General features: G+C 59.9%; 6 protein-coding genes. All 6 read left to right on the plus strand.

What is annotated here, in order from left to right; translation table 11 throughout:
* The first annotated feature begins 4 nt into the window (after positions 1-4).
* The 6 genes from ACXAF5_RS04810 (at position 5) to ACXAF5_RS04835 (ending at position 6,464) form a co-directional block, all read left to right on the plus strand.
* Positions 5-358: an STAS domain-containing protein gene (locus ACXAF5_RS04810; RefSeq protein WP_239319176.1), complete on the plus strand. Its 354-nt coding sequence runs from the start codon at positions 5-7 to the stop codon at positions 356-358.
* 1 nt (position 359) lies between these two features.
* Complete coding sequence (locus ACXAF5_RS04815; protein ID WP_239369238.1) at positions 360-779, plus strand: anti-sigma regulatory factor; 420 nt, start codon at positions 360-362, stop codon at positions 777-779.
* Positions 779-1,393 (plus strand): SpoIIE family protein phosphatase, encoded by a 615-nt coding sequence (locus ACXAF5_RS04820; RefSeq protein WP_474945735.1) that lies wholly within the window; start codon positions 779-781, stop codon positions 1,391-1,393. The genes ACXAF5_RS04815 and ACXAF5_RS04820 overlap by 1 nt, the downstream gene beginning before the upstream one ends.
* Positions 1,390-2,559 carry a sensor histidine kinase gene (locus ACXAF5_RS04825; RefSeq protein WP_474945736.1) on the plus strand — a complete coding sequence of 390 codons (1,170 nt, stop codon included), beginning with the start codon at positions 1,390-1,392 and terminating at the stop codon, positions 2,557-2,559. Before ACXAF5_RS04820 ends, ACXAF5_RS04825 begins: the two co-directional genes overlap by 4 nt.
* A complete protein-coding gene (locus ACXAF5_RS04830) occupies positions 2,556-2,978 on the plus strand; it encodes a response regulator (RefSeq protein ID WP_474945737.1) in 423 nt (140 codons plus the stop codon). The genes ACXAF5_RS04825 and ACXAF5_RS04830 overlap by 4 nt, the downstream gene beginning before the upstream one ends.
* A 273-nt stretch (positions 2,979-3,251) precedes the next feature.
* Positions 3,252-6,464: a reductive dehalogenase gene (locus tag ACXAF5_RS04835; RefSeq protein WP_474945738.1), complete on the plus strand. Its 3,213-nt coding sequence runs from the start codon at positions 3,252-3,254 to the stop codon at positions 6,462-6,464.
* Positions 6,465-7,063: the final 599 nt, after the last annotated feature.

Genomic DNA, 7,063 nt, shown 5'->3' on the forward strand with positions numbered 1-7,063 from the left:
GGGGATGAGCAGCCGTGTGCCCATTCTGCGCCAGGGAGACGTGCTGATCGCGTCGATTCAGGAAGAGTTGAGCGACGGGGATATTCTGGACCTGCAGTTGCGCATTCTCGAAGAGGTGATCCGCTGTCGGGCCAGTGGCGTGATCGTCGACGTGAGCGCATTGGATGTGCTCGACAGTTTCGGATCTCGCAGCCTGTCGGATATGGCTCAGGCGGTGCGGTTGCGCGGCTCTCGGTTGGTGATCGTCGGGATCCAGCCGGACGTGGCCTATTCCATGGTCTTGCTGGGCGTCACCTTGCCGGATGTCGCCACGGCGCTGGATCTGGACCGTGGCCTGGCCTTGCTGGAGGCCGGCTAGCATGCAGGTAGAGGGGGCGCTTGGTGGCGATATTCAGGCCATTCGTCGTGATTCCGATGTCATCTCCGCCCGCCAGTCCGGTCGGCAGATTGCTGAGCGAATGGGGTACAGCCGGCCGGATCAGGCCCTGATCGCAACTGCGATTTCCGAGCTCGCGCGCAATATCGTCAATTACGCCGGCAAGGGCGAAATCGAAATCACACCGGTACGTCGGCGGGGCCGCATGGGGCTGCGTATCATCGCCCGCGACCACGGTCCCGGCATTGAGGACCTGGAGCGCGCAATGGCGGACGGGTTTTCCACCGGAAACAGTTTTGGCCTGGGGCTGCCGGGGGCGAAGCGCATCATGGACGACTTTGATGTCGTCACCGCCGTGGGCGAGGGCGTGGTCGTCACGGCAATCAAGTGGATGGGGAGATAGTGGCAGGGCGGATCGATATCGTCGGCAGTTCCAATGTCCTGAGCTGGGCCGTTGCGGGGCGCGCCAAGGTTTCGGGGCACAGTGGCGATGGCTACACGCTGTTGCGCGATGGCGAGGACATACGTGCGGTTGTGATCGACGGTCTGGGGAGCGGCGCGGAGGCACATCAGGCGGCGACCATCGGGCTACGGGCGGTGCAGCAGCGGGACTGTACCTCGCTTGAGCATATGTTTGCATCGGCCCATGAATCCTTACGGCGTGTAAGGGGGGCGGCAATGGCGGCCGTGTCGGTATCCTTGCGGACGATGTCGGCATCCTGGGCGGCCGTTGGCGATGTCGACGGGCTGCATCTGCGGTGCGGAATGCCAAATGGCGGCCTGATCCAGAGAAGCGGCACGCTTGGGGTCGCCTATGACGGGATACGCGTCATTGATATCGCACTCGAAGCGGGTGATGTGCTGGTTCTGACAACAGATGGTGTTCGGCGATCCTATCGCGGAGCCCCAATGCATGGGCATAATGTGCAAGCGCAGGCCGACACGATACTGGAGACCTATGGTCGGCCATCAGATGACTGCCTTGCGCTGGTTCTTAAGGTCGAGGCAATGAGATGAAAGCACTGTCTCTGGTTGACCCTGAGCCGTTGAACGGAGATGCGGCACGCCGATACCGGCAGGCCCTGATTGCCTATGCGCGAAACGGCGGTGAGGCGGACCTTCTGGAGGCTTATGAATGCGCGCGCGCCGCATTGCAGGCGCAGGTTGCGATCAGCGACATCGGCGAAATCCACTTTCATGCCGCGCGCGAACTCCGGGCGGACAGTACAGATCGGGAGCTTACGGAAACGCGGCTCGAGGCCTTCTATCTCGAAGCGGTCTCGGTCTACGACATGGCGCTGCGCGGCTATGGCGCCAGCGTTGCAACGCTGACAAACGAGATCGCCGAACGCCGCCGCGTCGAGGAAGAGCTGCGCAAACTCTCCGGCATGTTGACCTTGCAGCGTGACCAGCTGGATCAGCAGGTGAGGGCGCGTACCGCCGAATTGCAGAACAAGGTCGAGGAATTGCGGGCGCTGAACGGTCAGTTGCGGCAGACCAATCAGGAACAGTCGCAGTTCACCTATGCGCTGTCGCATGATCTGAAGTCGCCCGTGAATACCATGACCAATATGCTGGAGTTTCTTGCTTCGGACTATCAGGACTGCATCGATGAAGACGGGCAGGAGCTGATCTCTGCGGCGCGCACGACAGCCGCGCGCATGTCCCGGATCATCGCCGATACCCTGTGTTATTCACAATTGGTTGGGCTGGAGCCTCGGTTCGAGCCGGTCGATCTGGCGCAGCTCTGCAAAGAGGTGCTGGCGGATTTGCGTGCCGACATCGACGCGGCGCAGGCGAAGGTACATGTCGGAGCGCTTCCGGTGATACGAGGCCTTCCGACGCAGGTGCGCAGCCTGTTGCAAAACCTGATCTCCAACGGGCTGAAGTTTAGAGCGCCAGACCGCCCCTGCGTATTGCACATCGAGGCCGCCAGCGACGTCGATGATTGCGAAGTGGAAGTGTCGGTCCGCGACAATGGTATCGGAATCGCGGCTGCACAGCAGGAACGGATCTTTGGATTGTTCCAGCGGTTGCACACGCATGACGACTATCCCGGAACCGGCATCGGACTGGCGCTGTGTCAGCGGGTTGCGCATGTTCACGGTGGATCCGTACAGGTGCAGTCCGAACCCGGAAAGGGCAGCTGTTTTAGTATTCGGTTCTGGGGGGCGGGGTCATGAACGCGGCGGCGGAGTTGACGCGTGTCCTTGTGGTGGATGACGACAAGTTCGATCACCTTGCGTATCGGCGTCTCTTCAAAAAAGCGAATGTCGCTGTGGAGCTGATCCCCTGCTATTATGCGCGTGATGCGCTGGCGTATCTGCGCAGGCCGGACCACGCCCCCTGTGATGCGATCTTTCTGGACATCAACATGCCAGCGATGAATGGTCTGGAGTTTCTCGCGGCGGCGTCGGCGGAATTCGGTGAAGCCTTTTCCCATCAGGTGGTTGCGGTGATCTCGACCTCGATGGATCCGCGCGACCAGGAAGCGGCGGAAGGCTACGACGCGGTCAAGGCGTTCTACAGCAAGCCGATGACCGTTGAGACGATCGCTCATATCGGAGCCCTGGTGGCCGAGGCGCGTCGCGCCCACAGCTGATGATGTCGCGCAGACACGACAGGGATATACGAACAGCTTTCAGGACGTGTTCCCCTCAGCCTCCCGCGACCTGAAACGCCGAGGGCCAAAACGGCCTCATTGACGTCGATGGGGCGGGTTTGCTGATCCGGTTGGGGTATCCAGCCCAATAGCCCGTGCCACCTGTCGGCACGTCAGACGTCTTCATTCTGCCAGATGTGCTGTAGCCGCGATAAAACGCGAGCCGCGCCGCCGTTTTCAGGCGCACGCCACATCCGACGCAGGAGAGCCAGCATGTCCATTCGTTTCTTTTCCTCCCGGAACCGGCCGGTTCATTTGGGGCCGTTCCCGCTGGAGCGATTGAAGCGCTGCGATCATGTAGATCTGAGCGAGGTGCCGCCTTCGGCGCCGCTTGATTTCCGCCGCCCACAAAAGCCCGACAGCATCATCAATGCGATATGCGAATATCAGGCGATGATGGATGCGATCCGTGATGGGCTGGTGAATGGCTCTCGCGGCGAGGTGCCCACCGATCTGCAAGAGCGATCAGATCACATCAAAGCCTTTGGGTATTTTGCGGATGCCTCCATGGTGGGTATCGGGCCGATGACGGAAGAGGCCCGCCTGTCAACGCCGTGGCTCAATCCGGACATCGACCGTCTGGCCGAGGATCTGAAAACCCGCCAGACCAAGACGCTGGCCTCGGGGATCGACATGATCATGGCGGACCTCAAAGAAGCCATGCACGCCCCACCCACCACGATTGGTGCGCATCGTCATGCGATTGTGTTCCTTTATGAAATGCCGCGTGATCCTCGCCCGGAAGAGGCGGGATGTGACTGGATCGAGGGCGCGGAGGCGCATCGAGCCTGTTTGCGCAGCGCCGAAACCGCTGTTGTGATTGCCAACTACATCCGTTTGCTGGGCTGGGATGCCAAGGCGCATACCGGGACGTCGTCTGATGTGGATCTGAACCGGCTCGCGGTTGCGGCGGGGTTGGTGCGTATGGAAAACGGCCAGCTTGTTGCGCCCTATCTGGGCGCGCGATTTGGTCTGGCAGCCGTGACCACGGACTTTGAGTTGGCCGAAGATCGCCCCTTGGCGCCGCTGCCGGAACAGCCCGGACAAAAAGGGCGCGATTTGCGCTGGTGGATCGGGGCAGGGGCAGAGCGGTCTGCCCTGAATGATGATCCCTATAAAGAGCGCGATTTTCGCGACGGCCCGCACCCGTTTGAGACACTGAAGCGGGTAGAGACGCCCACGACATATATAGATGAGGCGCGCGTGGCCCGTGTGCCCAAACGCGCCGATATGTTTGCCCGTGCCCAGTTCGGCGATATGGGCAAGGGGAACCAAAAGGCCGCGACCGGCGGCTTCTATGTCCGCAAGGCAGCGCCTTCAATGGCGCAGCGGCGAATGCTTGGGGCGTTTGTGCTGTTGCAGGACGGCACGCCTGCCGACGGACCTCGTCCGACGGATGCCACGCGCAATGCGGATATGGTGAAGGCGGCGTCCTATTGGTTGGGGATTGATGCGGTCGGGATCAGCCGTTGCCCGGATTGGACATGGTACAGCCATGACGCCACCGGCACACCCATTGTGCCGGATCAGCCGCATGCGATTTCGATGATCGTCGATCAGGGGTTCGACACCACCGAAGGGACCTCAGGTGACGACTGGATTGCGGTTGCGCAATCCATGCGCGCGTATCTGCGGTTCTCGCTGTTGGGGGGGGTGATTGCACGCCAGATCCGCAATCTTGGCTATAAGGCCAAGGCGCATACGGTGATGGATGGTGAGGTTCTGCAGCCGCCCTTGTTGTTGCTGTCCGGTCTGGGTGAGGTCTCACGCATTGGCGAGGTGATTCTCAACCCCTTCCTCGGTCCGCGCCTGAAATCCGGTGTGGTGACCACCGACATGCCGATGGCGCATGACAAGCCGATTGACTTTGGCCTGCAATCCTTTTGCGAGTCCTGTAATAAATGTGCGCGCGAATGCCCGTCGGGCGCGATCACTGCGGGTCCGAAGCTGATGTTCAACGGCTACGAGATCTGGAAATCCGACAGCCAGAAATGCACCACCTACCGGATCACCACGCCCGGCGGCGCGATGTGCGGGCGGTGCATGAAAACCTGTCCATGGAACCTCGAAGGGATCTTTGCGGAAAAGCCCTTCCGCTGGGCGGCAATGAACATTCCCATGGCCGCCCCCGCACTGGCCCGGCTCGACGATATGCTGGGCCATGGCGAGATGAACCCGACCAAGAAATGGTGGTGGGATCTGGAACTGGAAGAAGACGGTGCCTATCGCCCGACCCGGCATCCGGTGAATGCGCGGGATCTGCAAAAGGACCTCAACCTGCGCTACGAGGATCAGACGCTGGCGGTCTACCCGGCCCACCTCGCACCGCACCCCTATCCCTATCCGTTTCCGATGGATCGCGAAGCCGGGATCGAAGCCTATCAGGCTATGATCACCGCTGAGGAATACAAACAACGAAGAGAGCGGGGCGAAACCGGTGACTGGGACCACCTTTATACCAATGATGACGAAAGCCCGGTTCTACAGGTGATCGTCTCAAAGGTCGAAGAGATGGCCGCAGGAGTCACAAAATACGAGTTCCGTGCTGCCGATGGCTCCGATCTGCCGGAGTGGAGCGCCGGAGCGCATCTCGATATCGTCGTCGCCCCAGAGTTTCTGCGTCAGTATTCCATGTCGGGCAATCCGGCGGATCGCTCGCATTACCAGATCGGCGTGTTGCGAGAAGAGGCCGGGCGTGGCGGCTCAAAGCTCTTGCACAGGATCTTCTCGGAAGGGCGCCGGATTTTCATCTCTCGCCCGATCAATCACTTTCCGCTCGATGAAAGCGCCAGAAAGACTTTTTTGATGGGGGGCGGGATTGGGGTCACCCCAATGATCGCCATGGCGCACCGCTTGCATGCATTGGGCGCGGAGTTTGAGTTCCACTATTCGATCAAGTCGCGGGAGCAGGGCGGCTACCTTGATGATCTCGCCCAGATGCCTTGGGCGTCCAAGGTCCACCTCCATATATCACAAGAAGGGACGCGGGCAGCCTTTGACCAGATCCTGTCGGGGTATCAGCCGGGCTGGCACGTCTACACCTGCGGGGCCGCGCCTTATATGGAAGCTGTCATGACAGCGGCCGAGGCTGCCGGTTTTCCGGAGGACGCAAGGCACCTGGAGTATTTCTCTGTGCCGGAGCAGCCTGAGTATGAAAATCATCCCTTTGTCTTGAGACTGGCGCGCTCTGGTCGCGATATCCATGTGAGTGCGGAGCAAACCGCCACGGATGCATTGGCCGAGCAGGGCATCCATGTAGATGTGAAATGTGCTGACGGTATCTGCGGTGTCTGCAAATGCGGATTGCTGGCCGGAGAGGCAGAGCACCGCGACTTCGTTCTGTCCATAGCGCAACGGCGCGATGCGATAGTCTTGTGCCAATCTCGTGCAGCGGACCCCGACGGGGTGCTGGAAATCGACCTATAGGGCGAATGCCTGGCGGGCAGGTAGGCGACTCGAGTCGTCGTTTCCGCATCCCTCTGGTGCGTGCCAGAGCTTCGACCGCAACATATAGACATGGCTTCATGATTCATCTCACGGCAAACCATTAAGCTTGGGGAGGGTGAGTAAAATCCTCAATGCTGGCATCACTTCAAACGTCTTGTAACTGCATGAAAACATGTTGTTTTGTTGATTTTGGGTGAAAAAATGACAGTTTTGCAAAAAAGGGGTTGCGGGCCTCTGAGGTTATGCTTAGAACCCCCTTCACCGGCGGCGCTGAGGCGCTACGGGGCGCGGCGGCGACGCTGCTGACGGATCGGAAAGACGGTTGTGACGCTCAGGAGAGACTGGGGCATTCTTGGTTGGATGTAGGCGGTGGCGCTGCAAGATTTGCGCGACGGTCTGCTTTTGGGTCTTGGATGTTTGCTCTTTGACATTGTTGGATGACTGAAGAGATATGTGGGCGGTTTGGTTCATTTCGATGGATCAACGTCTGTATATCAACGCTCTTAGAACGCAAGTTCGATGATGGAGTGTCAGCTTCACTGTCTTGTTCGGCTTCGGTTTCTTTTGAAACCAAGCAC

The sequence above is a fragment of the Epibacterium sp. ABV4_022 genome (assembly GCF_056159345.1).